Below are 26,912 nucleotides of genomic sequence, written 5' to 3'. Positions count from 1 at the left end.
AGAGATATATAAATCAAATAGAGGGTGCTGTTTTCAGCCGTCTCAGTGGCTCAGCCAGGAACTCTATGGGGGTAAACACATGCCATATATCAATGGTAACTATGCACAAATAGTTGTGGTTCGCCGCCGAGACGGACGTTCACTTGACGACGGACGTTATCGAGTTTCGACTCGCTTCTCGCGTCTCCGCCGTGACCGGCGATCGTGTCCGCTCACGTGCCGGTCGTGTCACCAGCACGCCTCGGTGGCTGCCGTTGACCGACCGCGACGACTACTGTCGACGCCAGTCCTCCGGTTGCGAGGGTCATCGGTATCGTCACAGCTGAAACGAATCGTACACCCATCACAGGTCGTGCAGTCAGGTGTCCAGTGGTGGTCAGTGGCTACTGTCGTCTCGAGTGCCCGATCGACCCGTCCTCGCGAGTCGACTTCGTTTCAGGCCGTGAGAACGACCGTCGCTTTCCCATCCTTTAATCCGGTCGTACCCTCACGATACGTATGGAACGGCTCACTCCGCGAGTGCGCGTCGTTTGGCTCCTTCTCGCGCTCGTTCGAGCTGCGATTTTCGGTGGCATCATCGTCGGCGCGGCGTTCGGTCTCACCCGTACGGCCGTCTGGGAGTCAGCGCCGGCCGCCCTCGTGCCGGCTGCCGTCGCTCTCGCCGTCGCTCTCGCGCTCCTTCGCATTCTCGTGGCCTGGCGGCGCTACGGCGTCTGGCGGTTCGAGCTTCGGGACGACGATCTCTACATCGAACGCGGCGTCTTTACGCGCGTCAAGACGGTCGTCCCCTACGTTCGGGTCCAGCACGTCGACTCTCGGCGGTCGCCGCTCGAGCGAACGACCGGGCTCGCGACGGTCGTGGTCTATACTGCCGGCTCCCGAAGCTCCGACGTGGCGATCCCGGGACTCACACCGACTCGAGCCGAGGACCTGCAGGAATCGCTTCGCCAACTCGCGATCGAGACGGCGGGTGAAGACGCCGTATGACGACGCTCCATCCGGCGTCGGTCGCCGTTCGCTCGCTCTCGCGGAGCCTCAATACCGGCTTCCTGTTTGTCGTCATCGGGATCGTCGCCTCGCCCGGCGGGAACGGGACGAACCTGCTGTCCGTGGTCGGACTCGTCGCGATCGGGATCGTCCTCGGGATCGTCTACGAGTTTGCCTACTATCGGCGGTTCCGGTACGAACTCACCGACGACACGTTCGACGTTACCTCCGGCGTACTCGCACGCAGGGATCGGGAACTTCCCCTGGGACGGGTCCAGAACGTCGATATCAGGCAGAACGTCCTCGGCCGCGTCCTCGGGATCGCCGCCGTCCACATCGAGACCGCGGGCGGCGGTCAGACCGAAGTCAGCCTGCAATACGTCGACGAAGACGAAGCCCGCCGTCTCAGACGCCAACTCCGCGACGGTGCGAGTACCGACGCACCCGACGCGGACGAGACGGTGACCGCCGTTACCGAACCCGACGCGGCGTCGGCCGGCGACGAGACGGTCCTGTTCGAAATGCGGCCCCACGAACTCGCGATCCTGAGCGTGTTCACGATCGATCCAGGGGCGAGCCTGCTGGGCGGTATCGCGCTCTCGTTCGCCAGCGGGTTCGACCCCGTGGCGCTGGTTCCGGCGACCCGTCTCGGCGGGCTTCCCGGCCCGGAAGCGGGCTTGATTGCGATCGCATGGGGCCTCCTGCTCTTCGTGCTCGCGGCCTGGCTCATCAGTGCCGCTCTCACGTTCACCCGCTACTACGGCTTCCGGCTCACCCGCGTCGGCGACGAACTCTACTACGAACGCGGCCTCCTCCAACGCTACAGCGGGACGATTCCCCTCGAGAAGGTCCAGGCGCTGACGATCACGGAATCGATCCCCTTCCGCTGGTTCGGCTACGCCGCGTTGAGCGTCGAAACGGCGGGATACGCTCCCGGCCAGTCCGAGTCCCGCGGATCGGAGTCCGCGATCCCGCTGGCCGACGCCGACCGGGTCGCCGACCTCGCGCGTGCGATCGAGCCGTTTGGTCCGGTCGACCTCGAGTCGCCGCCGCGACGCGCCCGCGAACGGTATGCGGTCCGATACCTGCTCGTCGTCGCCGCCGTGGTCGGCGTCGCGTTTCTGCTGGCGCGATACACGGGCCTCATCCGCCAGTGGTACGTTCTCGCCGCCCTCGCGGTCCTCGCCCCGATCGCGGCGCATCTGAAATGGCGGAACCGGGGCATCCGCCTCGACGACCGATACGTCCTCGCCCGGACGGGGTTCTGGCGACGGACGACGAAGGTCGTCCCCTACTACCGGGTACAGGCCGTCCTCCACCAGGCGACGATCTTCCAGCGCCGACGGCGACTCGCCAGCGTCACCGCCGATACCGCAAGCTCCGCCTCGCTACTCGGCCGGGCCGCGACCGCTCACGACGTGGATACGGACCGGGGCCTCGAGATACAGGCCAGTATCGAGGACCGATTACAGGAACGCCTCCGTGCGCGCCAGCGCCAGCGGACGGGCGGGCGATGGTTCCGTGACGGGATCGATCCGACGGACGAGGATTCGGCGACCGAGAGCGACGGCGAGGAGTGACCGACCGACGGGAATCAGTAGGTCAGGCTCATCCCGCCGTCGTGAGTTATATCCCCGCCGTTGAGGTGCTTGCTGTGGTGTGAACACCCCATCACGAACAGGTTCGCGACTTCGGAGGGGTCCATCATCTCCGTGCTGCGGGTGTGCTCTAACATGACGTTCTCGACGACCTCGTCGACGGTCATATCGCGGCGGTCGGCCGTCTCGGGGAGTTGTTTCGCGACGAGCGCCGTCTTGACGTAGGCAGTGCTGACCGTGAACGCCCGGACGTTCCCCTCGCCTTCGGCGGCGATCGACTGCGTGAGTCCGCGCAGTCCGAACTTCGTCGTGTTGTACGCGACCTTGTCCTGGGTTACGATGTGGCCGTGGACCGAACACATGTTCCCGACGACCCCCGCGCCGTCCTCGTTGTCGCGGAAATGAGGGAGACAGTGTTTGGTGAGCACCATCGGAGCCCGCTGCATGACGTCGTGCATCAGGTCGTACTTCTCGAGCGGGAACGACTCGATCGGCGCGACCGTCTGCAGTCCGGCGATATTGGCCAGATAGCGGATACTGCCATGGTCGGCCGCTTCCTCGACGATCCGCTCGAGATCCGAATCGTTGGTCAGGTCGGCGACGACCGTAACGAGTTCGCCCGGCAGGGACAACTCCTCGGACTGCGTTTGCGTTTCGGCGAGCCCGTCCTCGTCGCGGTCCGTCGCGACGACGGTCAACCCGTTTGCGGCAAAGGCCAGCGCGGTTGCCCGTCCGATACCCGAGCCGGCACCCGTCACGATCGCGACGTTCTCGGCGGCGTAATGTGGGTCCTCGAGTTCCAGCAACTCATCGCGAGCGAGTTCGGACGGTCCGTACTTCGCCAGGGCCTCGTCGACGGTCATGTCAGCCATATCGAATCGGACGGCAACCAGCGTGGAATAACTACCGCCCAGAAGGAGTTCCGCTGTACCGGTGAACCGCTGATTCAGGTCTCGCGGGCGGAACACGGGGTGGTTATTCGATCGGCTCCCAGTCTCGCTGGCCCGTTTCCGACGAGCGTCGATACGTACCGTGGACGCTGCACTGGATATAGCGATATATCGTGTATACCGGTTCGGACGGGTACTCCGCTTGAAATCCGAATGGCCGAAAGCACCGTTGAACGTGGCTCCGCGAAACTCATACCCACGCAGTGCCGAGATGGATCGCCCGAACGGTTCCGATACCGAAGTCCGCACCCTCTCCGCTGAAACCCGCTCAGTGGCGTTCTGAGGGGGCCGACCGGGAAGGTAAGCACCAACTCCGATCCGATGAACATCGCCGCCAGCGGAGTGTACGAGAAGCCACGGGCGACCTGTGACGTCCAGACGGGCACGGCCGCTGTGGTTGCCCTCGAGACCGTCGCGGTCGAAGCCAGTTGTCTTCCAACGATTCCTTCGGATGACTCGCCCACTCCCGTCGACGGTTGAAAAAGACGCGACCCCACCGATGGCCTCTCGACACCGAACTGAACGAACGCTGGCAAGTCGTGATACCACAGCAGTCCACTTCGCCGCAGAATCGGGCCGCTCGAGGCAGAAAGTGGCGACTCGGTAAGACAGCGGGTACTGTACCCCGCCGGATAACAGTCGGATCGACGCAGAGCTGGGTCGGGGCTGGTAGCATGTCGGCCGTGTCGACGGATCGTCGCTCTATCCGACGGAGCGACAGGTCGACTCGAGCACTGGAGAGCTACCACCACCGGTCGGGAAATCGACGATTCGACGCACAGTAGCCAACCCGACAGGGACGATGACCGCGACAGTTGCGTGGAACCCGTTCCCTCAAACGCGTTCGACCTCCAGCACTCGAAGGCGAGATCGATCTGATCGGATTGGTGGATGAATCACCCTCAGCAGGCAGTAGAGGCTGGGACCGCGAGTGACGAGCGACTATCGTTTACCGGCCGCTCGACCATCTCTTGTATCTCGATCTTTGGTACCAACACCGGCTTGTTTTTATCTCTACCTGTATACCTGTTGTCTTCGATTATCCCTACCTCTAGCCCTAGTAGCTGCGCAGTATCGGTGCTATGGATAGAGATAAACTCACTATGATCAAATTATAGGCCGGTCATTTCTTGATTATATGTGTCTGATTAAAAACCTAACCTAATACAAGCCAACAGATAGGCGTCTAAGGAGGATTTGGGAATTACGGCTAACTTGTCGAAATACACTATAGAACTACTACACAATCGAACTATGGCCATACAGAGGCTACTGAATATGTCCCTCTGCACCTCGTGGGGATAGTAATTGAGATAATGAGTGTTCCCATCATATGGCTAACCTATCGAAATCGGACTCTACCGAGTAAATTCATTGAAATCTTTTGATAAACTAAGTCGTCACTCTATGATCGGCTACCACCGCACCGAGCCGGTAGCCACAGCCCATTGACAAGTTTTGGTGATTATTTTCCACGCCCCAATGGAAGGGGGGAAAACTTTGGTACTTTGAAAGGGGGGATGGAAACGGTAAACTGTAGCTTCGCTACAGGTAAACGTTGTCCGAATTCCGGCGGTCGAAACTTTGGCGACGGGAAGGAGAAAGCCACACACTCCGCAGCCCACTCCGCACCCTGTATAGAATCTATTTCTCTCCCTCGCAGCATTCGTGACAAGTCGATCAGCCGGACTCAATGGAAAGACATGGTCAATGGCCTATCCCGTTCGATCAATCCGACCAGCACCATTCTCAATGCGATTAATTGGTACTCTCGCGCAAAGGTGATAGTATCAGTTCCGCACCCTGTATAGAATCTATTTCTAACCCAACCAGCATTCTTCACAATTCGTTCTCTCCGATTCTTTGAGGAAACACGACCAGTGACCCTTACCGATCTGGTAGTTTGTTCAGGATCATTCACAAGTTGTTCTGTTGACCTTCTTGGCGATCTGGCTACCACCGCACCGAATCGGTAGCCGCAGCCCCTCGGAAAATCTGAAAAATTTGCGAGCAAGTTGCTTTAGTTTCAGACCCCCACCCTTTCCGTCAATGTTCTAACCCGAACGTCTTGGTCAAAACTATTACTGTAAGTAATTAATTAGTTGGATCGAAGTTAGTAGACTGACACTTGAAATCTTTTTCCACCCTGTAGTGCCACTATTCAGGCTAACCATATTTATCTCATAGTGTGGTCCCATATCTGGCTGATCTGTGGTACCACAGTTTGATCTTTAACCGAATATGGTACTATCAGTCAATATCAGATTCGTGAAGAACCATTATAGATAGGCCATATACAAAGATTCCATAGATTCAGGCCCTCTACCACCGACATTTGACTAATTACTCTATCTTTTCTATTGTTATTACTATATGGAATCTCCCAAACTGCGTGTAACCCCATTCGCATATCTTGGGTGTAGGGGTTACAGTCCCAAAACACCATTCCGCCGGGTTCTGTTACAACTATACCTTACAATTCCTACCATTCTCATTCCTATCATAGTTACTATGGTTTTCTATCTGGAAATTTTAGTGTGTTACACCTTCACTCGGGCTGTCCTTTAAGATAATTATCCGATTTGGGACCATTAGAAATGGATAAGAACCAGATTATATTACCGGAACCAAAAGAGGGCGTATATTGCGATAGAAAATTACTGAAAATAACTTTATTGCATGGTCATAATCCAACATTGACTCACTTAGCTCGAATAATAGGCAGATTGAATATCGTCGCCTCTGATGGATGGCGCATGGGCGATTCGACGGACACTGAGAAGACTGCGGTCAAAACATACGTTCCGACCTATCAAAAGGAGGAGTGGCAATCCCATGCTGACCGCCTCGACATGAGCCAAAGCGAGTTCGTTCGGACGATGGTTCAGGCCGGCCGTCGGGGGTTCGAATCCGGCTCAACGGAACCCGATTCCTCGGCCCCAGACCCTGGGGGTAACGGCCTCGAGACACAGGTCCTCGAACTACTGTCCGCTGACACGTATTCCTGGGACGAACTCCTCGAGGCGGTCGCCGACGACATCGAGTCGCGACTGGACGAGACGCTCGAAGAACTGCAGTCGGCAAACCAAATTCGATACAGCGGACGCCACGGCGGGTACACGACCGTCGACGGTGGTGGCGATGGTGACTGAACCGCGGACCGACGCCCCGGCGGACGTGGCCGATCCGATCGAGTACTTCCTCGACGATCAGCGATACCACGGGAAAAGCGAGCGGACCCTCGAGGCCTACGAACGTGTGCTCCGACGGTTCGAGACGTTCGTCCGGGAACGCTTTGACATTGAGGCGATCGGTGCGGCCCAGCGTCGCGAGTGTATGGCCTGGATTCACTCGCTGCGCGGCGAGTTCGAATCCAGCACGATCGCGACCTACGCCTCGTATCTCAACCGGTTTTACGATTACATGACCCGCGTCGGCGTCTTCGACGGCAACCCGATGGGGGTAGTCATGGAAGAGATGTCCGAATCGATCGATACGAATCCGACGAGACGGGACCTCTCGGTCGGCGAAATGCGATCGTTCGTCGGCTCGATCGCCCATCCCCTCGAGCGGGCCGTCGTCGTTACCCTCCTGAAGACGGGGATGCGTGTCGGCGAACTGTGCAATCTCGATCTGCGTGATCTTCACCTCGAGATCCCGGCGCTCGACCTCGAGTGGACGCCCCGTGTCGGACTCGAGCGGCGGCCGTCGTCGCTGTTCGTCTCGGCCGAGCCCGCCCGCGGAACGACCGTCAACGGTGAGGAACGGACGGCCTCGAACAAGCGAAAGCGGGAGACGGTCGTTCCGGTCGACGACGAACTTCGACGCGTACTGCTCGAGTGGCTGGCGATTCGACCGGATGCGGTCTCGGGGGCACGGCCGCTCTTTCTCGATACGCGCGACTCGTGGGGCCAGCGGCTCACGCCGTCGGACGTGCGCTATTTCGTCGAGACACACGCTCGAGAGCACGGGTGGTACCGGACTGGCGGCGGTACCGAGGAGAACGTGACGCCACACTACTTCCGGCACTTCTTCACCACGCATCTGCGGGACCGAACCGGCGATCGCGGGATCGTCCAGTACCTCCGCGGCGATGTCGCCGGCGACGTGATCGACACCTACACCCACAACTGGGGTGACCGGGTTCGAGAGACGTACCTCGAGTGTATCTACGAGGTGACTCGGTAACGAGAACGGATCGTGAACCGAGACCACGTCTGCGGTGGACCTGGGTCGCCGTTCGGTCAGTTCCGCGCCAGTCGTTCGGAACGTTGCGTATTTACTACGCTACGACTCAATCGTTCCGTCCCGAATACAACTCGTAAACCCCATAGTGCGATATCAATATGCCGCCGGCTTTCCTCATCGGGCTCGCTCGCGATCGTGGGTACAGCGCGTGCGACTCCGCCGCAGCGGTACTTATCGAACTGCAGGTGAACCGCTGATATCGATAGCATCGGCGATCCACTGCGGCTGCATCGAAAGGATGTCGGGCGGCAGGTCGTTCACGTCGAAGAATCCAACCTCAAGGGCTTCCTCCTCATCGGCTTCAGGTGTTCCCTCTTCGATGGTGCACCGGAAGCAGTTCGTGACGAAGTGGACTGTCTTCCCGGATGAGTACGAAAACACCTGCTGCGCCGGATGGGAATACACGCCCGCCAACTCCTCAACCTCGACGTGAAGCCCCGTTTCCTCCATGACTTCTCGTGAGATTGCCTCCCGAACCGGCTCGCACCGTTCGACCGAACCCATCGGAAGCGCCCACTGTCTCTTATCAGCGCGTTTCATCAATAGCACCTCATCCGCATCGTTACGCACGACCGCAGCGACGCCCGGACGAATCTCGTCCGGCCAAGAATACGGAGGTGATTCCCACGTTTCGATTCCCTCCGTGAACAGATCGGCAAGCGTCGAAATTGTCAGATCTGGCACCTGTAGGTCACGAGCGGATGCAGCAGTCGGTTCCTCATCAGCAACCAAAATCCCGGTGTGTCCCGCGCGGTGAGCACCGAGAACGTCCGTGGCCGGAGTATCCCCGATCACGACAGCGCGCACATCGTCACCCAGTCCATTGAGGGCCATCTCGAACATGAGTGGTTCAGGTTTCCCGACGACCGTCGGCTCCGTTCCTGCGGCCGCTTCGACCGCTCGGACGACGGCCCCGGCACCGGGTGCAGGGCCATCTGGAGTCGGGAACGACCCATCGGGATTGGTGCCCACGAACACTGCTCCCTGATCAATATGCCTCGTCGCCCGCCGGATGTCCCGATAGGACGTCCCTTCATCCGCGCCGACAACCATCGCTCCCGGATCTCTGTCCGTGACCTCAACCCCCTCTGACTGGAGTTCGGTTTCCAAACCCTCACTGCCGACGACAGCGGCCGTGGTCACACCCTGCTGGGCGAGATACTTCGCAGTCGCCCAGCCTGCCGTGACAATCTCGTCTTCCTGCGCGTTGATCCCCAACTCTCGAAGATCGCTCGCAATCGTCCGTCGCGTCGGACGTGGATCATTCGTCAGAAACCGTATCTCCTTGTCCAACTCGTAGAGACGGTTTATCGAGTCAACCGCATCAGGTAGTGGCTCATCCCCGAGGTAGACCACCCCGTCAAGGTCAAGCAGGAGCACGTCAAATCGCTTAGTAATCATACAACAGCGTATTGCGACCAGCCACTTATATTCGCGTGTAATACTCTACTAGGCTACCACGCTGGCCGTGTCGTTACGCGGCAAAGTGAGGCAGGGCGATTTTGTGATGTCCATGCTACAAATCAACCAGCGGACACCGTGTCAGCTGATGGACCCCGGTATTCGGCTCCATCTTGCTTTCGTAGGGTCGACGCGTCACGCGGAGACCCGTGGACGGCATCGAGTTGACGATATCGTCAGGTGTCGACGACCGAACGGGTCCGCTACCGGCTGACCGCGAGTTCCGTCTCGAGGTCGCCGCCGTTCAATAGCGCTCGAACGAGCGCAACCGTCTCGGTCGTCTCCGCTGCGTTCTCGAGCAATACCGTCTCGCTGGGGAACAACTGTTCGCCCAGCAAGAGTCCGTGTTCGCGTGCGGTCGAACCGGTCACCGTCAAGTAAACGCCCAGCCCCGCATCGGCGATGGCGGCTTCTTCTTCGCGGCCCTCTTCGGGGTAGCGGAAGTCGATCCCGGCCAGCGCTCGCGTGCCGAGAACCGCTTGTACGAGCCGTTCGTATCTCGGTTCGATACAGAGCGATCCCTCGTAGTACTCGAGAAAATCGCGATCGAGCGATCCAGAAGCCGGAGCGACTTCGGGCGTAGCCAACAGCGTGTGATAGACGGTATCGCCGAGGCCGGTGACGACCTGTACGTCGGTGTCGGAGGGATCGATCCGAGCGTTGATATCGGCGATCCGGCCGAGCGGCTCCGGCCTGAGTTCGACGACTTCCTCGAGGACGAGATCGGCGCTGTCGAATCCGAGCGCGAACTCGTGGGTCCGCAGGGAGCGAAACGGCTCTTCGCGACCGACGAGCTGGATCGTCGCGTCGTCGGGAGCCCCTTCGACGCCCGTCAGCGGAACCGTCACACTGTCGAAGACGATTCGGCGCGGTTTGCCGGCCCGGTCGTCCCGCACCAGCGTGTACTCGGGCTCGGTCGGATCGTCGACGGCGCTGTAGTCGGCGAGACGATGGTAGACGTCCTCCTCGTCGGGGTCTATGCTCCCCTTCGTGAGCGCCTTTTCGTGGCGAAGCGTCGACGTAATGTCGTCCGCGAGTCCAGGGACCCCGAGACGGTCAGCGAGTCGGTCGAGTACCGACTCGAGGGGTCTGCCTTTGCGCGGCACAGCGATCGGTATCGTCTCGCCCATCGACCGATGGTCTACTGCCGACGGATAAACGAGTTGTGTTTCCGGAATAGCCGCATCTCGGGCCGGAACCGTGACCGATTCAGTCCGAGAACATCGAGCCGAGTTGGTCGCGCCACTCCTGGATGTCCGTCACGTCCGCTTTCACGTCCTCGAGTTCGTCCTCGACCGACTCGACATCGTCTTCTACGTCTTCGAGGTCGTCCGCGACGTCTTCGAGTCCATCTTCGACGTCCGCGATGTCGGCCTCCACGGACTCGACGGCCCCCTCGACCGATTCGACATCCGATTCGACGGTTTCCAGGTCGCCCTCGACGGTGTCGACGGTTTCTTCGACCGTTTCGAGCCCGCTGGCTACCGTTTCGACCTCGTCGTCGACCCCATCGAGATCGGCCGCGAGGTCGTCGACGGTCGCTTCGAGGTCGTCCACGTCGTCGTCGACCGCGTTCAGATCAGCCTCGAGGTCGGCGTTCCACTCGCTGAGATCAGTGACGTCGCCGTCGAGGTCGGCGACCCGTGATTCCGTTCCGCCGAGTCGCTCGTCCACCGACGCGAGGTCGGCTTCCAGCGCCTCGAGATCGGTCTGGAACTCCTCGATAAGGTGTGCGCCCGTGCCGTTCTCCTCGAGGAACGTTTCGATCGCGTCGGTGTAGGCGGCGACTTCCTCGACGCGGGACTGGAGGTACTCGACTTTCGCGATCTCGGGCCCCGAAGGCTCGAGATCGAGTGCTGTCCGAACGGTTTCGAGATCGTCGTCGTCGACCGTCCCGTCGCGGATTTCGGCCGCGAGGCGGGTCGCGATCGAGCCGTCGATGGCCTCGGCGTTGGCCGCCGCATCGTCGGACGCGTCCGCGCGTGCCGGCTCGGTCACCGTCTCGGAAGCGTCGCTCGAGGCGTTGTCAGCCGTCGCGGAAGCGTCGTCGACCGATCCCTCGTCGGCAGCCGGCTCGTCGTCGCTCTCGACCGTATCGGTAGCTAACTCGGGTTCCGCGTCATCCGCGTCGGTAGCCGATTCGGCGTCCGCGTCATCTGTATCGGGAACCGGCTCGGCCTCCGTCTCGTCCGTGTCCGACTCGGGTTCCGAATCGTCAGCCTCGAGTTCGGTCTCGAGATCGGTGTCGAGCGCCGACTCGGCGTCGGCGTCCTCGCTTGCGTCGTCCGACTCGTCGGTTTCCGCGATGGATTCGACGGGGTCCGACTCGGGCTCCGACGCGATTTCGTCTTCGTCGGCGGCAGCAGCCGCCTCCTCGAGTCCGAGGTCGATTTCGGGCTCGGCGTCCTCGTCCGCCGTGGCGTCGTCACCGTCGGCCACTCCGGTCTCGCCGGGTCCGGCGTCGTCCGTCCCCGCATCGTCCGCGTCGGTGCCGAGATCGAGTTCGACCGCGGGCTCGTCGTTCGTATCGCCCGCAGTGACATCGATCCCGGCGTCGTCGTCGGATTCGGGTATCTCGTCTTCCTCGAACCCGAGGTCGATGTCGGGCGTGTCCGTTTCTTCGTCGTCACCCGCGTCGGTATCGGTCGACCCGGGGTCGGTATCGACATCGTCGAAGTCGAGGTCGAGGCCGTCGCCCCCGTCGTCGTCCTCGCTGGCGTCGGTCTCCGTATCGGCGGTTGCGGCGTCAGTCTCGTCGTCGTCCTCGAGTCCCGGCACGGTGTCGGAGTCGCCGGCGATCATGTCCTTGACGGCCTGATTGCGGTCCTCGGAGACGATACTGTCGATAACCTCATCATCGACTTCGTCGGCCTCTACCGTGTCGTCGCCGCCGGTCTCGCGTTCGACGATCGTCGGCTCGGTGAGAAACGCCGCGGCTCGACTTTCGTCGTCGATCTGGATGCCGTAGACCGTCTCGAGTCGCGCGCCTGGCTCGATCGTGGCGGTGAACTCGACGTGGTGGTCCTGATAGGCCGTCCAGTCGTCGCTGTGAAAATCGGGGTGGAACCCGACCTTGTCCATCGGGAACGACTCGGGAATATCCTCCGAGAGCTGAAACGTCACGGGATCATCGCGATTCGACTCGATTTCGAACCGAATCGCGGGGACGGGGAACTCGTCCGCCGTGAACGTCTTTCGGACGGCTATCCCGTCAGTACTGACCTCGATCACGTCATCCGTGTCGGCGGTGCTACTCATATGGACCCAACGTTACGATACCATTACTATAAATCGTGCGGACGGATTCACTCTCGATCTACGACAGATCGACGCGATCGCCGATCTCGACGATCTCGAGTCGTCGGGGATGATCGAAGCTCGCCGCGTGGTGGTGTAGCGCCGTTGGATCGGCGGTAAGCCCTTTCCACATGTCCCAGTGGCTCGGCAGGAGTCGCTCGCACTCGAGGGCGGCGGCGCACTCGATGAGTTGATTCTCGTCGTTGTACCAGCGCGTCCGCTTCGGGTCGCGGGTCCGCTTGTCCGGGATCTGCCCTACGGTGCCGAACGCGAGCGCCGCGAGATCGATCGCGTACTCGTTGCCGAGTTGCTCGAACTCGTCGGTGGGTTTCGTGTCCCCGCCGTGGAAGAACGTCCCCGCCTCGTGCTCGAACACGTAGCTCACGGGGTGGGTCGCATCGGGATCGTTCGCCTGCTCGACGTGAACGGTGAACTCGCCGATCTCGAGGGTGTCGCCCTCGGCGACTTCGGCTAGCTGGTCGCCGGCCACGTCCCACTCGTCGGTCCACGCCTCTTCGTCGCGGGCGACCGCGACGCTGTCGTCGGGTGCGTAGAACGGCGCGCCAGTGTTCGCGAGGATCGGCGCTTGGCTCGGTCCATGAACGTGGTCGGTGTGTTCGTGGGTTGCCAGCACCGCGTCGGCCGCTTCGACATCGTCCGGATCGAACGGCACGGGGATCATGCGAATCGTCCGCGGTGGATCACCCAGGCCGAGGTACGGATCGACGTAAATCGTCGTTCCTTCGCGGCCCTTGACAACGAAGCCGTTACAGCCGAGATACCAGATCGCGACGCCGTCCGGAGTCGCGTCCTCCACGTCGCGAACGAGCCAGTCGCCCCAGTCGCTTCGGATCATACGGGAGGATGCGGTGACCGATTGGGTAAGTGTTGTCGTCTCCGCCGACGCGGTGCCGACCCGCTCTAGCGCGGACGGCGTGGCGCGATCGGACTGAGAGGGACGCAGGTGGTGGACGCGGCCGCGCGTTTCGACCCCGTCGAGTGAGCCCGACTCGTATACCGCGAAAAGCGTCCGTCAGCGACCGTCGGCCGGAGCCTCGGAGACGGCATCGGCGATGCCAGCATCGGTCGGCTCCCGATCCGAACGCGTGACCACGGCTCCAAGGTCGTCGATCATCCGGCGATCGGCGACCCGGAGCAGACCGTTGTCGGTCTCCTCGAGCAGCCCCGCGTCCGTCAGGCGGGGCAGGTGTCGGTGGTGGAGCGCGACGAGCGCTCGATGATGGTCGTCGTCGGTCACCGTAGCGAGTCTTTTATCGGCCGTGACCGCCGCGAACCGGAGCGCAAGATCGTCTTTCCCGATTCCCTGGGGCGTTCGATCGCGGACGAGACGGAGAACGGTTCGGCGGCGGGTATCGGCGAGGGCGTCGAAGAGTTCGTCGCGGGCGGCGGCCGCGGACCCGCTTCGTGCTGTGTTACTCATCGACTACCAGTCGGGGACTCACGTGCAAAAGAACTCCTCCAAACCACTTTGGATGCAGTGTTTGTCCCCTCTCTGTGGGGTGAAATTCAACTAAAGGCGTTATTTCTTCGGAGAACGTCCTCTTTCGTTTCAGTCCGACTGCCGAGCACGCAATCGGTCGCTACCGTCGTTCACTGCGCCCCGACCGCATCGAAACGAATCGATCGGATCGACGAACGAGCGAGGCGCGGAACCGACCGTCTGTCGCTACCAGGTGCCGTGGAACGTATCGAACGAAAGGCTATCGAGCGGCTCGTCACCGACGGCGATCCGGTACTCGCCGGGGGTGAGCATCGGCTTGTGGAACTGCGGACCGTCGTCGGTCGTGATCCGCGGACAGCCGGTGTTGACGAACGCGTCCATATCGAAGTTCCGCAGGCGATCGGGCGTCACCTCGTCCATCGTGATGAGGTAGGCGTTATCGTTGTCGTCGAGGATCTCCTGGGCCATCTCCCAGCGGCCCTGGCCGATCTTGGTACAGAAGATGACCCCCCACTTCTCGGCGTCCATCGCGCGGTGGATGGCTCCGTAGCGTTGTTTCATGAACTTGTCCGTATCCGCGACGGTGACGACGTTGTTGACCGGGTCGGCGATAACGACGTGTTTGTCCGGGTGTTCCATCGCCAGTCCGAGGGGGTGGAACTTCCCGCCGCCGACGTACAGCACCTGGTCCGCGGGCACGTCCGCGCTCGCGTAGTTACAGCCGAGCACCTGCCCCTCGTGGGTGAGCCGATCGTCGCCGCGACGGCTGTGGACCTCGTATCCCTGCTCCTCTAAGAACGCCTTCATCTCGTCGTAACGGTTCATGTGCTGGGCCGTGGTGACGAGACCGACGCCCTCCGTCTCCTCGGGGGGCTCGAGCGTCTCGAGGGACTCCTCCATGATCGGCGTGACCTCGACGTTCGAGAACAGCGGGACGTAAATCACCTTGTCCGTGTCTTTCATCGGCGAGTGGCCGAAGTGAACGAACACGTCGGTGCGTTTCATCAGATAGGTATCGAGATCGCAGGCACCGTAACACGGCTGGCCCGAGAGCATGAACGTCACGTCGTCGTCGGCCAGTTCGCGGAGGTCGTCCGCGACGGCCGGGCCGCGCCGCTTCAGTCCTTCGGGGAACTGGAGTCCGACCTTCGTTGCGTCCCGTTCCTCGATCGCGTCGACGATCTCCTCGAGTTCGTAGTCCCATTCTCGATCGTGCTTGAGACGCATTCCCGTGTTCCGGAGGTCCCCCTCGGTGTACTCCGACTCCTGACTCATTGGCCGCCCTAACGCCCACGGACGTATATACTGCACGCTGTGCCGAGACACGCGTGTTCACCGTGCTCGCGGTAATCGACGGCAACGCGTGCCGGGACTGGGTCGGTCGCCGACCACTGCCGTTCGGCAACCGAAAGCGGTCGCCGCCGTCCGACGGTCGAGTCGACGTATGGGCCGTTCGATCGTTCGTTTTTCGTCCCAACAGTCATAGTACTGGAGCATAAACGAAGCGTTAATGGCAGCGGAACAGGCCGCAGACGGCTATCTCTTCGACCTCTATCGTCGATACATCGGTGAACCGGAGGACCGGACCGACGTCTACGTCGGCTTCGGTCTGTTTCTCGGCGGGATCGGGCTGGCGATCGTCGCCCTCGTACTCTTCGTCTGGGCTAGCACGTTCGAAGCGCGGTCCGGGAGCTACTTCGCGTGGGTCGGTCCCGCGTACGCGCTCGCGATGATGGCGCTTCCCGTAACCATGCTCGGAATCGTCGTACTCCTTCCCTCGGAGCGCCGGATGCTGTACACTTCGGTCGCCGGCATCGCCATCACTGCCGGCGCAGTCGTCGGCTTCCTGGTCGTCTATCCACACCACTGGAACGGCTACGGCGCGAATTACACCGTTCACGTCGTCGCGGTCTACGCCCTCGGACTCGCCGGGATCACCGCCTCGACGGGCGCGGCGCTGATCGCACACTACCTCGACATGGCACAGCAAGCCGAGGCCGTCGCGACCGAAGCCGACGCGGACGACGCCGAACCCGAACTCACCGACGCGGAGGTGCAACGGGACATCGACGACGCGATGGACGGCGTCGAACTCTCGTGGGGCGGCGTCGAACAGACCGAGCACAAACGACTCTCCTTCTCGAGCGACGACCTCGACGATGTCAGTATCGACTCGGACGCCGGGACGACGACGACCCGCTCGTCGGGCGTCGATGCACAGGTCGCGGGCCTCAAGGGACTGAAGGGAGGCGAGACGAAAGAGACCACCTCGAGTTCGACGGTCGACGACCAAACGGCGAAACTGCGGGAACTGCGCGAACAACAGCGGGCGGAGGAGTTGGCCACGGCCGACGACGACGGCGGTGCCGTCGAAACCGTGGCGAAGCCCTTTTCAGGGCTCGTCGAGAGGCTGCGGGCTCTCGTAAAACGGAGTTAATGTCGTTTGGCTGGAGGAAATTCGAAATTGTACCGTAACCTATGAAAGTGGAATTAATGCACATAGATTTATAATCCGTCGGTGGCCTTGCCCACGTATGGCCAAAGGCCTGGACGTCGGTACGATGAACATCCTGTCAGCACAGCAGGATGGGAACGATACGGTTTTCGTGCAACAGCGTAACTCATTCGTCGAGATCGAGTACTCGGATATGGCCGAGCAGATGCTCTCGCGAAGCGAAGTACTCCACATTCGCAAGGACGATAAGGTCTACGTCGTCGGCGACGACGCGCTCAACTTTGCGAATATTTTCAACAAGGAGACCCGTCGCCCGATGAAACACGGGATCCTCTCGAACGACGAACAGAGCGCGATCCCGATGATGAAACTCATCATCGAGCAGGTCGTCGGCGAACCCGCCTATCCCGACGAGAAACTCTACTTCTCGTCCCCCGCCGACCCGATCGACTCCGACCTCTCGACGCTGTACCACCAGAAGACGATCGAGTCGTTCCTCGACGACATGGGATACGACTCCGAACCGATCAACGAGGGCATGTCCGTCATCTACAGCGAACTCGCGGACAACAACTTCACCGGCCTGGGGATCAGCTTCGGTGCCGGGATGACGAACGTCTGTCTCTCCTACTACGCGGTGCCCGTCATGAAGTTCTCCGTCGCCCGCGGCGGGGACTGGGTCGACGAGCAGGCCGCTCGCGCGACCGGAACGCCCGTCGACAAGGTCACCTCGATCAAGGAGGACGACTTCGAACTCGACTTCACGACCGATGTCGGGGGCGTCGAAGGGGCGCTTTCGATCTACTACGAGAACCTCCTTGACTACGTCATCGAAAACATCGTCAAAGAGGTCGACGAGGAAGACGTCGAGGAAGGGCTGGACGTCCCTGTCGTCGTCACCGGCGGGACCTCGAGCCCGAGCGGCTTCGAGGCGCTGTTCCGTGACCACCTGGCAGACGCGAACATTCCGTTCTCGATCAGCGGCGTGAGCCACGCGAACGAACCGCTGTACAGTGTCGCCCGCGGTGGTCTCGTCGCCGCACGCTCCGACGAGGACGCCGAACACCGACAGGACGACGAGGACGCGGAAGCGGCGGCCGCAAACGAATAAGTCTCGCAACCGCGGACTGCGATTCTTTCGGGACGCCACGGCGAGCGACGGATCTCGAGGTCACTCGCCGACCGACTCCTCGTAGAAGCGGTTGAACGCGTCCCGCCAGGACTCGGGCTCGTTGCCCTCCGGCTGGTGTTCGACGGGGACATCGGCGAACCCACAGTGGGGACACGCGACCGTCGACACTGCTCCGAGGGAGAGCTCTTCGACGGTACCCCCACACCGCGGACACTGCTCCATACCTGTAACTTTCCCGGACCGTCCTTAACTCTATTCGAACCTGTCGCGGCGTGGAAGCTTCCCGCCGGGCCGATTCGTCGGTCCGCGGACGGCGTCGGGTCGTCCGTTGTATTACTACTGCGAATTCAATAACCTTTTTGTATGCAGGCTATGTATGGTGCGGTAATGAGTACGACGTCGTCCCACGGTCCCACGATCGATCGCTGTCACCCTGCAGATGCCACGCCGGTCACCATCGAGGCCGCAGCGCTCGAGTCGACGGCACCGGCGTACCTCCGCGATCTCAAGGAGCGACTGACCGACGAGGGGCTGGTCCCCGCCGAACTGACCGTCGACGCGTGTTTCGACGAGGATTGCTCGCTCGCGACGCAGGCGGAAGTGGATCGCATCCGCGGCTACGTACGCGCCGGGTCCTTCCTCGGTGTCGGCACGGTGACCGTCACCGTCGATGGCGTCGCGGACCCCGAAAAGGTCCGACCCGCGTTGGCGGCCTGTGCGGAACGAGCCGACCGCGACGGGCTCGCGTTCGCTCTCGAGGGACCCATCGCCGTCGACGCGTGAGATGGCCGGTCCATCGCGACGGACGCTCGCTCGCCGTCTCGAGTCGATCGTGGACTTTTCCGACCCCGCGGCCGACCTCGAGCAGTATCTGACGCCGGCGGAGCTTGCGGCCCACATCTGTCATCTGGCCGGGTTGCACGACGACCTCGAACGGCGAGTCATCGATCTCGGAACGGGAACCGGGATGCTCGCGATCGCCGCGTCGCTGGCCGGGGCCCGCCGGGTCGCGGGGGTCGACGTGGACTCGGGAGCCCTCGACCTGGCTCGACGGAACGAACGGACGGTTCTGGACGGGCACGGGGCGGGTAGCGACCGCACTCTCGAGTGGCTCCGCGGGGACGTCACTCGGCATCCGTTCTCGACGACCGACGCGACCGTGGTCTCGAACCCACCGTTCGGTGCTCAACGCGGGAATCGACACGCGGATCGGGACTTCCTCGAGACGGCCGGCGAAATCGCGACCGTGTCGTACACGATCCACAACGAGGGAAGTCAGTCGTTCGTCGAATCCTACGCCGCGGACGCCGGCGGCGAGGTGACACACGCGTTCCAAGCCGCGTTCCCGATCGCGAAGCGGTTCGCGTTTCACACCGAGGCCGAGGAGACGCTCGAGGCCGAGGTCTTCCGGATCGAGTGGGAGTAACAGCTTAGGTTCGTTCGGGACGGATTCCGGGTCCGGAATTACCGTGGTCGCTATCGGCGACGCGTCGAACGCTGATACCCACGAGATAGCTGCCCACCGCGAGCGGAAGACCGATACCGATCGCAGCGCCCGCCCCATCGGCGAACGCTTCCGATAGCGAGACGACTACCGTCATGTGTCCGACCGTGTATTCGATCCCGTACCGAGCGAGTCCGACGCCGAACGGGACGCTGGCGACGAGCGCGAACGTCGGAATAAACCCGCCGGTGATGGCAGCGCTGACAGCGCCGATGCCGACGACCAGACAGGTCGCGGCCACGACCTCGGCGTGGAGTTCGGCCCCGGTCCACGTTTCGACGACGACGTCGGCGACGCGGCCGCTACCGATCGTCGCCCCGACACCTGCTGCGACAGCGAGGGCGAGTACGACCGCGAGGACTCCGACGACCAGGGATACCGCGGGACGGCGACCGACGAGCCAGGGCGGTACGACCGAAACGAGCGAACGTCCCCGTTTGCGGAGTTGACTGCCGTCAAATGATCTATATCTAATCGTTCCGTTCACGACTAAACAGCAACTGAGAATAGCCTGCGACGGGACCGCGATTACCCGACCGCGCCGTACGTCTCTTCGCTCGCGATCGCGACTCGCGTTCCGTCGGCGGCTGCGTAGATCGACTCGTCTTCCCGGTCGAACGTGAGTCCGCCCGCCGCCGTTGTCTCGTTTGCAGCCGGCACCGTCGTCGTCGCGACCGCGTCGGTCTCGGCCGCTGTAACCTCGAGGACGAACGTCCCGTCGTCGGAGTCGATCGTCACGTTCCGATCGGCGATTCGCGCCGTGGCTCGCGACCCGTTCGATTCGTACGCGAGCTCGGTCGCGTCATCCTCTCCCAGTCGGACCTGGTAGACGGTGTCGTTGCCGACCGGGTCCCAGCCGGTGCGTTCGACGTGAACCGCTTCGCGCCAGCCGGGGCCGCCGACGTACACCGTTTCCTCGCCCGTAACGGAGAGTCGGCGGGCGCTGACCGCCTCGAGCCAGAGTTCCCGTTCGTCGCTCGAGACGATCACCCCGCTCGACTCGAGACCCGCGTCGCTCTCGAGTGCCTCGATACCGATGCCGCTGACGAGCGCGTTCTGGACGCCTTCGGCGTACTCGATCGTGTAATCCCCGATCTCGACGGCCGACTCCGAAGACGCGGAAGCCTCGTCGACGACGAGGAAATTGGCGGGGAGGGCGATCCCGGCGAGGACTGCGAGAACGACCATGACCGCCAGCACGGCGGTCCGTTTGCGGCTGCAGCCGAACAGCGAACCCGAGTCGCGGGCTCGCGTTCGGGTTCCGGCCGCGATCTCTCGAACGCGGTCGACGCGTGCGGTGACGGCCCCGTCGCCGCGATCGGTCCCGACCAGTTCGAGCACTCGATCGACCGACGGCCGCTCGCGGCCGTCCGATCCGAGTGTCGGCCGCTCCGACCGCGTGAGTAGCCCCTCGAGTCGCCGCGGGACTAGCGGTCGTTCCGACGCTGTCATCGAGAGCGTGACGACCAATGCAAGCACCGACACGACGGCGATGCCCGGCCCCTGATAGAGGACGTACGTGTTCTCGCCGCCGAACCAGTAGATCGCCCACAGCCGTTTCGTGAACCCGAAAATAAGGATCGCGAGCCAGAGGCGCACCGGATTCGGGCGCTTCCCCCGATGCTCGAGGAGCGCGATGCCGAGAACGAAGCCCAAAAAGAGCCCCAGGGCGTGGCCCTGAATGGCGATCCCGGCCCACGACGGGGCGGTGGGCGGCTGCGGCTGGGCGGTGTAGACGCTGATCGGCTCCCTGAGCGCGTAGAAGAGTCGCAAGAGTACGCTCTGGACGCCGAGAGTGCCCACGATCGTGACGATCGGATAGTGGACGATCGCGAAGCCGGCGAAGGCGAAAACGACGCCGGAGAAGCCGATCACGGGACCGAGCGCGAACAGGCTCGTGACCAGGCCGACGGCGATGACGGCCAGCGGAAAGACCACGAACGCCCGCACTCGAGGGGCGGCATACCAGGCGTCGGCCCGACCCGGGTCGCGTTCGGTTGGATAATGTCCCCAGATGAACTCGGTGAGCGGGGCGACGACGGCCGTCCCGGCCAGGTTCCCGATGAGGTGGCCGGGGCCGGCGTGGGAAAACGCCGCCGTGACCATCCCGAGCGGATAGAAGTACGACCAGGTCCGGTAGGGGATCGTCACCGGCTCGTCGACGTTCGTGAGCCCGTCCTGTACGAAGAGATAGACACAGACCACGAACGCGATGACCACGAGCGACCCCCACGGGACGCCGTAGACGAATCGTGACTGGAGCACGTCACGCCAGCGCCGCGCCGGCCGATGGACCCGCCGCACGACGGCGATCGACCCCACCAGCGCCGCGGCGACGAGGACCGACAGCAGGGCCGCAAGCGAGAACATGTCCCGTGGTTCGAACGGGGGCGTATAGTGATTTGCCTTCAGCGAACGCGCGAGCGGCGGCTTCGAAAGGTACAAGCAGCCGACGACCCGACTGGATGACATGGAACTGCGGGTCACCGAGAGCACCGAGAACGAACTCTCGATCGAAATCGCCGGCGAGGACCACACCTTCATGAACGTGCTCAAAGGCGCACTGCTCGAGCACGACGACGTGAGTGCAGCGACCTACGACGTCAACCCCGAACAGTCGGGTGGTCAGACCGAACCCATCCTGACCATCAAGACCGAGGCCGATGCCGATCCCCTCGAGTGTCTCGAGGACGGAGCCGTGACCGTTCGCGAGAAGGCCATGTCGTTCCGGGACGCGTTCGAGGCGGCCGTCTGAAACGCAGCCGGTAGAGAACCGATCGCACGATTCGATTTCGGCGCTCGTTTTTGTTCGAATCGAGTTCCCTCTCCGTCACCGACAGCGGCGGTTCGATCACGTCGAACCACGGGGATGCTGGCCGCCGCGCCACTCGTCAGCACGTCGCGTAAAAGGCGTAGATGTCCCCGTTCGGGGCGACGTGAACGTCGACTCCTTCCGCGTCGAACCCGGTTCGCATCGCGTCGCCGTACCGCGAGAGGGAGTCCGCGACGATCGCGTCGGCGAGGGCCGCCTCGTCGGTGTAGTCCGCGGCCGAAACACCCGTAATGATGATCGGTCCCTCCTGGGGGATCGCATCGCCACACGCGTGATCGAACCTGCTGGCGTCGACGCTCTCGGGATCGGAGTCCCCGAACTCGCGCTCGACGAGCCGACGGTTCTGGTACTCCGCGTAGGCCGCAAGACCGCTGTCGTACGTCCGACTCTCGGCTGTGTCCCGCTCCGCCTCGAGTCGGTCGTGAATCGCTCCCTCCGTGGCCTCGAGATCGAGCCCTCCCGACTCGGCCCCGTCCCCGGGCGCATCCGGCGGTGATGGTGGGCCGATCCCCGGCAACACCGACGGCGGGACGATCCCCGTCACGAACAGGGCGACGACGATGCCAATGGCGACGAAGATCGGGAGGTAGGGCTTTGCGACCTCGAACCAACTCGGCGTGTCGAGGTCCCGCTCGAGTCCCTCGTAGGTCCGCTCGACCCGCTCGAGGTCCGGATTGCCACAGCGCGAACAGGGCGGGGTATTCCGGACGTGCTCGCGGCCGCAGTTCGAACAGGCCCAGACGTATTCCGGGCCGGTTTCGACGGTTCCGGACGGGATGGGGTCGCGATTACCGTCGGGTGTGCCACCGCTCCCGGCCCCCGAGTCGCGCTCCTCGTCGACGCGAACGATCGCCTTCTCGAAGCTGTTGTGGCCGCAGGCGTCACAGGGTGGGTCGTCATTCGCGTGCGGTTTGCCACACCGCGCACACCGCCACTTCACTGGTAGAAAAGCACGACCGCGAGCGTATAAGGATACTGGAAGCTCGGACACCATCGGTGCCGCGTAGAATAGTCGTTGGAAGCCACTGTTTCCGAGCCACACGACGGTATACAACTTCTGTGGTGTTCACGTATGGTAACACAGCCAGACAAAACTTCGTAGGGAGGCAGTCGGGAGAGCGTCCGCGAGTAGCTTGAAACGAGTATACTATTGACGGATGATCGGTCCCCGTCATAGCTCCTATTAGTGAAACGAAATTCAAATCAACAGTGAATACTGGGGTGGGGAATTGGATAGCAAACTGACTAAACCACAATGGTTATATATGGAACAATTCTATGTCAGAACGTAAAACTAAGAATCAAAAATGGATCGACGAAGTTTCTTAAAAACAGGGGGGTGTATTCCCCTTCTTAGTTTGAGTGGTTGTAGTACAATCAGGGAAAATGACGAAACCGAGACGACCCACCGACATCTTAAATCAAGTTCAGTATGGAACGGGATTTCATCGGAAGTTACACAGACGATATTTATACCAGAACTTTTGACGGATAATGAACGTGTAGAACTGCTCATAACTACTAGTCTTAACATACCTGAAAACATCGATCTACAACCCAAGGAAACGACGGTTCACTTGGTTCTGAGTGATATTGTTGATGAATGGCATGGTAGTTGGGGGGAATCCACCCAACAGACTTGCAACCTATCAGTGGAAATAAAAGGAGAAAAAACAATATCTATTTATTCAAATACTACATTTGAATCGGGTGGTTCGGTCAAAACTAATCGATACGAAAAGATAAGAAATAAAAGTTAATCCTGTTCTAGACACTGTCTAGTTAAGTCAGTTTGAGAAGTGAGCAGGTCGTTGAGTAACTTGCCGAGAGATGCTCGCAGACCTGCTCAGTGAGAGCTATGACGCAGATTTAGAAGAATTTTGTGAGAATGAGTGGACGGCGACGACCGTCTGGGCGTTCGCCGTCCGCCTCCATCAGACCGGTTGTTCACTTCGAGAGACAACAACGATTCTCGCTGAATTAGGCATTGAATGCACTCATGTGGCTGTCTGGAATGGGGTTCATCGGTTGGCTGACAGCGGCTGCGACCCGCCTGAGACGCAGCCGAAGTGAGTCGCGGTTGACGAGACCGCTGTCAAGATAAACGGCGAGTGGTCTTAGTTGTATGCTGCAATAGACACCGCGACAAAACTGATTCTTGATGTCGCATTATTTCGTCGGCATGGCACTGATCCGGCGGCTGCATTTCTGCATCGACTCGACGAGAAACATGATCTCTCTGAGGCTGAGTTTCTCGTCGATCAGTTCGGCTATTGGACTGCCCTCTCCCGAGTAGGATNCTGCATTTCTGCATCGACTCGACGAGAAACATGATCTCTCTGAGGCTGAGTTTCTCGTCGATCAGTTCGGCTATTGGACTGCCCTCTCCCGAGTAGGATTGAGTGGTCGGACCAACTATACCGACCGAAACCTCATCGAAAAGTAGTTTCACACACTCAAAATGCGGATCGACCGCTTCCATACTTCGTGGGTGGGCAGTCGGTCGAGCGTCCGCAAGTGGCTTGAACAGTTCATGCATTACTACAACCGTCAGAGACCGCATCAAGCTCTCGACGGAAAGATGCCGGTCGAGGAGGTGCTGAACTAGACAGTGCCTACTGCCATATTATTATATATCACTCATATTTATGTTTATACACGAGTTCGGTATGGTCAGACCGTGTGCTAACGCTGTCAGTCCATTCTGCCTTATTGTAAACAGAACCGACTGCTGGTTGGCTTGGTAGGTTGCTGATGTCATCTCGCATCCAACAACAACTACCCAACTCTACAAAGAAATCAGACTGTTTAATTGAAAGCTTCGAGAAGTCCCAACTGGCATTATTATTAGATGAACTAGGGCTAAGATACACATCGGGTTGCTCATAATTTATGGAGATTGATGCTGATGGACCAGTTGCTCCTCCAGAAATCGTATATTGTGTATTATATTCTCCATCTTTTGGACTGTTCGGATAATATTCTGCGAGTCCAGATGGGCCTGGGTCAGCATGGTGGTTTCCCCATCTATGTTCCCCCTGCATGGACTCTACTTTATTTTCGATCCAGCAATCACCACAATTCTCATTGAAGACATTATGGGAGAAATCGGCTGCCCACAGATTTTGTCCGGGTTCTGCATCTTCATTGTCAGGTAGCCGATATAAATTCCCATTAACCTGAACACGTCCCATACTATTATCATCGTGTTGATCGTGCGTCTCACTCACTGCCTGGTCATATTGGTACCAATCGTCGCCAACATCAGGATTAGGTGATGGTGAACTTGTACTAACACTTGAAGCACGACTATCTGTCGTTGCTATCGTATTGTCCCTCTCGAAGCTAGTTGAAATCGTGGAGAGTTTGCTGTGGACACTATCAGCCGTCGCAGAAGCGGTTGAGTTTGCATTATTTGAACGATTTGTGGTGTCCAGTCGCTTGGATTCTCCTGATCGATCTGTTCCGTAGCCAATATATGTCTTTGCCCTCCCATCGGAACTAAGCTTATATGCGAAACCAGCTACAAAGTGGTTCTCTAATCTTTCTGATGGTGTTGGTGCAATTTTTGTGGCTTCCTCACGCGAATTTGTATTACGGTTGAATTTTTTGTCGACTTTACGCTGTAGATCCTTTATATCGCCAACACCAACAGGATTATCTACAGTTCCTTTGAGAATGTTAACATTTGTTCCAGTCCGTCCTATGCTCCTAGCTCCACTGATAGTGGAAGAAAATCCAGTTAACGTTAATCCGCTACCGATACTTGCGATTGCACTTCTCCTGGAGATTTTCCAGTTTGGCATGCAATTTCTAATAGTATAGTTGGATATAAATAATTTATTGTTATCCAATCATTTGGAGTAGATGGCGCTCGTTCCCCCACGACTTATTCAAATCTGTCGCATAGCTCCTTCTGAGTGGCTCTGTACGAATTGGTTGATTTAAATTATCTATTATTTCATTTAACAAATTAGACTAAATAAAGGCCCATAAAATAATATATACATTACTTATTTTAATTGGGTGGATATAGAAACACTACCCAATCTCTAGGAACCGCCGCAGACCGCGTGTCGCAACCGATCCCTGGCGACGGACTCTCAAATCCGGACGGGAACGCCGTGCTCGTCGAGGTAGGCCTTCGTCTCCGCGATGGAGTACTCGTCGAAGTGGAAAATCGAGGCCGCGAGGCCGGCGTCGGCACCCGCCTCGGTGAACACGTCGTACATGTCTTCTGGACCGCCACAGCCCGAGGAGGCGATGACCGGCGTGTCGACGGTGTCACAGACCGCTTCCGTCAGCGCCAGGTCGTAGCCGTCTTTCGTCCCGTCCTTGTCGATCGAGTTGACGAAGAGCTCGCCCGCGCCGCGGGATTCGGCTTCGGCGGCCCACTCGAGGACGTCGATGCCGGTCCCCTCACGGCCCCCTTTTTTCGTGCACTCGAACCAGCAGGACTCGCCGTCGATCTCGACGTAGTGTTCGCCGTCCTCGTCGAACCGCCGTCTGGCATCGACGCTGATGACGATACACTGGTTGCCGAACGCGCGCGCGCCCTCGGTGATCAGTTCGGGCCGCTCGAGCGCGCCGGTGGTGATCGAGACCTTGTCCGCGCCGGCTCGCAACGTTTCCTTGATATCCGCGGTGGTGCGGATGCCGCCGCCCACGGTAAGCGGGATGAAGACCTCGTCGGCGACGCGCTCGACGACGTCGAGCATCGTCTCGCGGCCCTCCGCGGAGGCGGTGATGTCGAGGAAGACGAACTCGTCCGCGCCGGACTCGTTGTAGGCTTTGGCCATCTCGACCGGGTCGCCGGTGTATTGCAGGTCCTCGAAGTTGACGCCGGTGTAGACCGCCGGGTTCCCGTCCTCGTCGAGATCGACGTCGATACACGGGATGACTCGCTTGGTCAGTACCATGTGATTCGTACCCGTTCCTTCGGACCGGGGGTAGTAAAGGGGTCTGGATCGGGCGGTCGGCGAGAT

22 protein-coding genes and 1 pseudogene are annotated in these 26,912 nt (G+C 60.5%); 10 read left to right on the top strand and 13 right to left on the bottom strand.

What is annotated here, in order from left to right:
* Window positions 1-498: 498 nt before the first annotated feature.
* Window positions 499-987: a PH domain-containing protein gene (locus C487_RS02505; protein WP_006184098.1), complete on the top strand. Its 489-nt coding sequence runs from the start codon at window positions 499-501 to the stop codon at window positions 985-987.
* Window positions 984-2,567: a PH domain-containing protein gene (locus tag C487_RS02500; protein WP_006184097.1), complete on the top strand. Its 1,584-nt coding sequence runs from the start codon at window positions 984-986 to the stop codon at window positions 2,565-2,567. The genes C487_RS02505 and C487_RS02500 overlap by 4 nt, the downstream gene beginning before the upstream one ends.
* 14 nt (window positions 2,568-2,581) lie before the next feature.
* Here the strand turns inward: C487_RS02500 and C487_RS02495 are convergent, their stop codons facing one another.
* Complete coding sequence (locus C487_RS02495) at window positions 2,582-3,448, bottom strand: SDR family NAD(P)-dependent oxidoreductase (RefSeq protein WP_049907821.1); 867 nt, start codon at window positions 3,446-3,448, stop codon at window positions 2,582-2,584.
* Between the two features lie 2,843 nt (window positions 3,449-6,291).
* Here C487_RS02495 and C487_RS02490 point away from each other — a divergent pair.
* Both C487_RS02490 and C487_RS02485 read left to right on the top strand, forming a co-directional pair.
* On the top strand, window positions 6,292-6,687 hold the full coding sequence (locus C487_RS02490) for a DUF5805 domain-containing protein (RefSeq protein WP_006184095.1): 396 nt from the start codon (window positions 6,292-6,294) through the stop codon (window positions 6,685-6,687).
* A complete protein-coding gene (locus tag C487_RS02485; RefSeq protein WP_006184094.1) occupies window positions 6,677-7,723 on the top strand; it encodes a tyrosine-type recombinase/integrase in 1,047 nt (348 codons plus the stop codon). Before C487_RS02490 ends, C487_RS02485 begins: the two co-directional genes overlap by 11 nt.
* Before the next feature lie 231 nt (window positions 7,724-7,954).
* Here C487_RS02485 and C487_RS02480 read toward each other — a convergent pair whose 3' ends face one another.
* From C487_RS02480 to dph2, 6 genes are all read right to left on the bottom strand, one after another.
* The gene (locus C487_RS02480) at window positions 7,955-9,184 is read right to left on the bottom strand and encodes an HAD-IIA family hydrolase (protein WP_006184093.1); all 1,230 of its coding nucleotides are present in this window, start codon (window positions 9,182-9,184) and stop codon (window positions 7,955-7,957) included.
* Window positions 9,185-9,447: 263 nt separating this feature from the next.
* Window positions 9,448-10,374, bottom strand: coding sequence for a hypothetical protein (locus C487_RS02475; protein WP_006184092.1), 927 nt, complete (start codon window positions 10,372-10,374; stop codon window positions 9,448-9,450).
* A gap of 79 nt (window positions 10,375-10,453) precedes the next feature.
* Window positions 10,454-12,502, bottom strand: coding sequence for a midas domain-containing protein (locus tag C487_RS02470; protein WP_006184091.1), 2,049 nt, complete (start codon window positions 12,500-12,502; stop codon window positions 10,454-10,456).
* A 58-nt stretch (window positions 12,503-12,560) separates the two neighbouring features.
* Window positions 12,561-13,397, bottom strand: a complete 837-nt coding sequence (locus tag C487_RS02465; RefSeq protein ID WP_006184090.1) for an MBL fold metallo-hydrolase — start codon at window positions 13,395-13,397, stop codon at window positions 12,561-12,563.
* A 177-nt stretch (window positions 13,398-13,574) separates the two neighbouring features.
* On the bottom strand, window positions 13,575-13,982 hold the full coding sequence (locus C487_RS02460) for a DUF7344 domain-containing protein (RefSeq protein WP_006184089.1): 408 nt from the start codon (window positions 13,980-13,982) through the stop codon (window positions 13,575-13,577).
* Window positions 13,983-14,228: 246 nt separating this feature from the next.
* The gene (gene dph2 / locus C487_RS02455; protein ID WP_006184088.1) at window positions 14,229-15,278 is read right to left on the bottom strand and encodes a diphthamide biosynthesis enzyme Dph2; all 1,050 of its coding nucleotides are present in this window, start codon (window positions 15,276-15,278) and stop codon (window positions 14,229-14,231) included.
* A 235-nt stretch (window positions 15,279-15,513) separates the two neighbouring features.
* Between dph2 and C487_RS02450 the strand changes: the two genes are divergently transcribed.
* Entirely contained in the window at window positions 15,514-16,440 is a 927-nt protein-coding gene (locus C487_RS02450) for a DUF7139 domain-containing protein (protein WP_006184087.1), read from the top strand.
* 97 nt (window positions 16,441-16,537) lie between these two features.
* On the top strand, window positions 16,538-17,569 hold the full coding sequence (locus C487_RS02445) for a disk-shape morphogenesis protein volactin (RefSeq protein ID WP_006184086.1): 1,032 nt from the start codon (window positions 16,538-16,540) through the stop codon (window positions 17,567-17,569).
* Window positions 17,570-17,629: 60 nt separating this feature from the next.
* Here C487_RS02445 and C487_RS02440 read toward each other — a convergent pair whose 3' ends face one another.
* Complete coding sequence (locus tag C487_RS02440; protein WP_006184085.1) at window positions 17,630-17,812, bottom strand: zinc finger domain-containing protein; 183 nt, start codon at window positions 17,810-17,812, stop codon at window positions 17,630-17,632.
* 165 nt (window positions 17,813-17,977) lie between these two features.
* On the opposite strand from C487_RS02440, the gene C487_RS02435 reads away from it, so the two are divergent.
* Together C487_RS02435 and C487_RS02430 are read left to right on the top strand one after the other, a co-directional pair.
* Window positions 17,978-18,373, top strand: a complete 396-nt coding sequence (locus C487_RS02435; RefSeq protein WP_006184084.1) for a hypothetical protein — start codon at window positions 17,978-17,980, stop codon at window positions 18,371-18,373.
* 1 nt (window position 18,374) lies between these two features.
* A complete protein-coding gene (locus C487_RS02430; protein ID WP_006184083.1) occupies window positions 18,375-19,016 on the top strand; it encodes an METTL5 family protein in 642 nt (213 codons plus the stop codon).
* Window positions 19,017-19,020: 4 nt separating this feature from the next.
* Here C487_RS02430 and C487_RS02425 read toward each other — a convergent pair whose 3' ends face one another.
* Together C487_RS02425 and C487_RS02420 are read right to left on the bottom strand one after the other, a co-directional pair.
* Window positions 19,021-19,581, bottom strand: a complete 561-nt coding sequence (locus C487_RS02425; RefSeq protein WP_241431053.1) for a hypothetical protein — start codon at window positions 19,579-19,581, stop codon at window positions 19,021-19,023.
* A 41-nt stretch (window positions 19,582-19,622) separates the two neighbouring features.
* Complete coding sequence (locus C487_RS02420) at window positions 19,623-21,464, bottom strand: rhomboid family intramembrane serine protease (RefSeq protein ID WP_006184080.1); 1,842 nt, start codon at window positions 21,462-21,464, stop codon at window positions 19,623-19,625.
* Window positions 21,465-21,564: 100 nt separating this feature from the next.
* On the opposite strand from C487_RS02420, the gene C487_RS02415 reads away from it, so the two are divergent.
* Complete coding sequence (locus C487_RS02415) at window positions 21,565-21,849, top strand: DNA-directed RNA polymerase subunit L (RefSeq protein ID WP_006184079.1); 285 nt, start codon at window positions 21,565-21,567, stop codon at window positions 21,847-21,849.
* A gap of 136 nt (window positions 21,850-21,985) precedes the next feature.
* Here the strand turns inward: C487_RS02415 and C487_RS02410 are convergent, their stop codons facing one another.
* Window positions 21,986-22,867, bottom strand: coding sequence for a hypothetical protein (locus C487_RS02410; protein WP_006184078.1), 882 nt, complete (start codon window positions 22,865-22,867; stop codon window positions 21,986-21,988).
* A gap of 890 nt (window positions 22,868-23,757) precedes the next feature.
* On the opposite strand from C487_RS02410, the pseudogene C487_RS21945 reads away from it, so the two are divergent.
* Window positions 23,758-24,535, top strand: a pseudogene (locus C487_RS21945) (IS6 family transposase).
* A gap of 28 nt (window positions 24,536-24,563) precedes the next feature.
* On the opposite strand, the gene C487_RS20060 reads toward C487_RS21945, so the two are convergent.
* Window positions 24,564-25,733: a hypothetical protein gene (locus tag C487_RS20060; protein ID WP_152422458.1), complete on the bottom strand. Its 1,170-nt coding sequence runs from the start codon at window positions 25,731-25,733 to the stop codon at window positions 24,564-24,566.
* Between the two features lie 297 nt (window positions 25,734-26,030).
* On the bottom strand, window positions 26,031-26,846 hold the full coding sequence (gene hisF / locus C487_RS02400) for an imidazole glycerol phosphate synthase subunit HisF (protein WP_006184075.1): 816 nt from the start codon (window positions 26,844-26,846) through the stop codon (window positions 26,031-26,033).
* Window positions 26,847-26,912 lie beyond the last annotated feature (66 nt).

The sequence above is a fragment of the Natrinema pallidum DSM 3751 genome, assembly GCF_000337615.1.
Classification (GTDB): Archaea; Halobacteriota; Halobacteria; order Halobacteriales; family Natrialbaceae; genus Natrinema; species Natrinema pallidum.
This window is presented reverse-complemented; position numbering and strand designations above follow the sequence as displayed.

Bases quoted from the DNA above. Each gene is read 5' to 3' on its own strand.
- C487_RS02505 (WP_006184098.1), top strand. From the start codon at position 499: ATGGAACGGCTCACTCCGCGAGTGCGCGTCGTTTGGCTCCTTCTCGCG.
- C487_RS02500 (WP_006184097.1), top strand. From the start codon at position 984: ATGACGACGCTCCATCCGGCGTCGGTCGCCGTTCGCTCGCTCTCGCGG.
- C487_RS02495 (WP_049907821.1), bottom strand. From the start codon at position 3,448: ATGACCGTCGACGAGGCCCTGGCGAAGTACGGACCGTCCGAACTCGCT.
- C487_RS02490 (WP_006184095.1), top strand. From the start codon at position 6,292: ATGGGCGATTCGACGGACACTGAGAAGACTGCGGTCAAAACATACGTT.
- C487_RS02485 (WP_006184094.1), top strand. From the start codon at position 6,677: ATGGTGACTGAACCGCGGACCGACGCCCCGGCGGACGTGGCCGATCCG.
- C487_RS02480 (WP_006184093.1), bottom strand. From the start codon at position 9,184: ATGATTACTAAGCGATTTGACGTGCTCCTGCTTGACCTTGACGGGGTG.
- C487_RS02475 (WP_006184092.1), bottom strand. From the start codon at position 10,374: ATGGGCGAGACGATACCGATCGCTGTGCCGCGCAAAGGCAGACCCCTC.
- C487_RS02470 (WP_006184091.1), bottom strand. From the start codon at position 12,502: ATGAGTAGCACCGCCGACACGGATGACGTGATCGAGGTCAGTACTGAC.
- C487_RS02465 (WP_006184090.1), bottom strand. From the start codon at position 13,397: ATGATCCGAAGCGACTGGGGCGACTGGCTCGTTCGCGACGTGGAGGAC.
- C487_RS02460 (WP_006184089.1), bottom strand. From the start codon at position 13,982: ATGAGTAACACAGCACGAAGCGGGTCCGCGGCCGCCGCCCGCGACGAA.
- dph2 (WP_006184088.1), bottom strand. From the start codon at position 15,278: ATGAGTCAGGAGTCGGAGTACACCGAGGGGGACCTCCGGAACACGGGA.
- C487_RS02450 (WP_006184087.1), top strand. From the start codon at position 15,514: ATGGCAGCGGAACAGGCCGCAGACGGCTATCTCTTCGACCTCTATCGT.
- C487_RS02445 (WP_006184086.1), top strand. From the start codon at position 16,538: ATGGCCAAAGGCCTGGACGTCGGTACGATGAACATCCTGTCAGCACAG.
- C487_RS02440 (WP_006184085.1), bottom strand. From the start codon at position 17,812: ATGGAGCAGTGTCCGCGGTGTGGGGGTACCGTCGAAGAGCTCTCCCTC.
- C487_RS02435 (WP_006184084.1), top strand. From the start codon at position 17,978: ATGAGTACGACGTCGTCCCACGGTCCCACGATCGATCGCTGTCACCCT.
- C487_RS02430 (WP_006184083.1), top strand. From the start codon at position 18,375: ATGGCCGGTCCATCGCGACGGACGCTCGCTCGCCGTCTCGAGTCGATC.
- C487_RS02420 (WP_006184080.1), bottom strand. From the start codon at position 21,464: ATGTTCTCGCTTGCGGCCCTGCTGTCGGTCCTCGTCGCCGCGGCGCTG.
- C487_RS02415 (WP_006184079.1), top strand. From the start codon at position 21,565: ATGGAACTGCGGGTCACCGAGAGCACCGAGAACGAACTCTCGATCGAA.
- C487_RS20060 (WP_152422458.1), bottom strand. From the start codon at position 25,733: ATGCCAAACTGGAAAATCTCCAGGAGAAGTGCAATCGCAAGTATCGGT.
- hisF (WP_006184075.1), bottom strand. From the start codon at position 26,846: ATGGTACTGACCAAGCGAGTCATCCCGTGTATCGACGTCGATCTCGAC.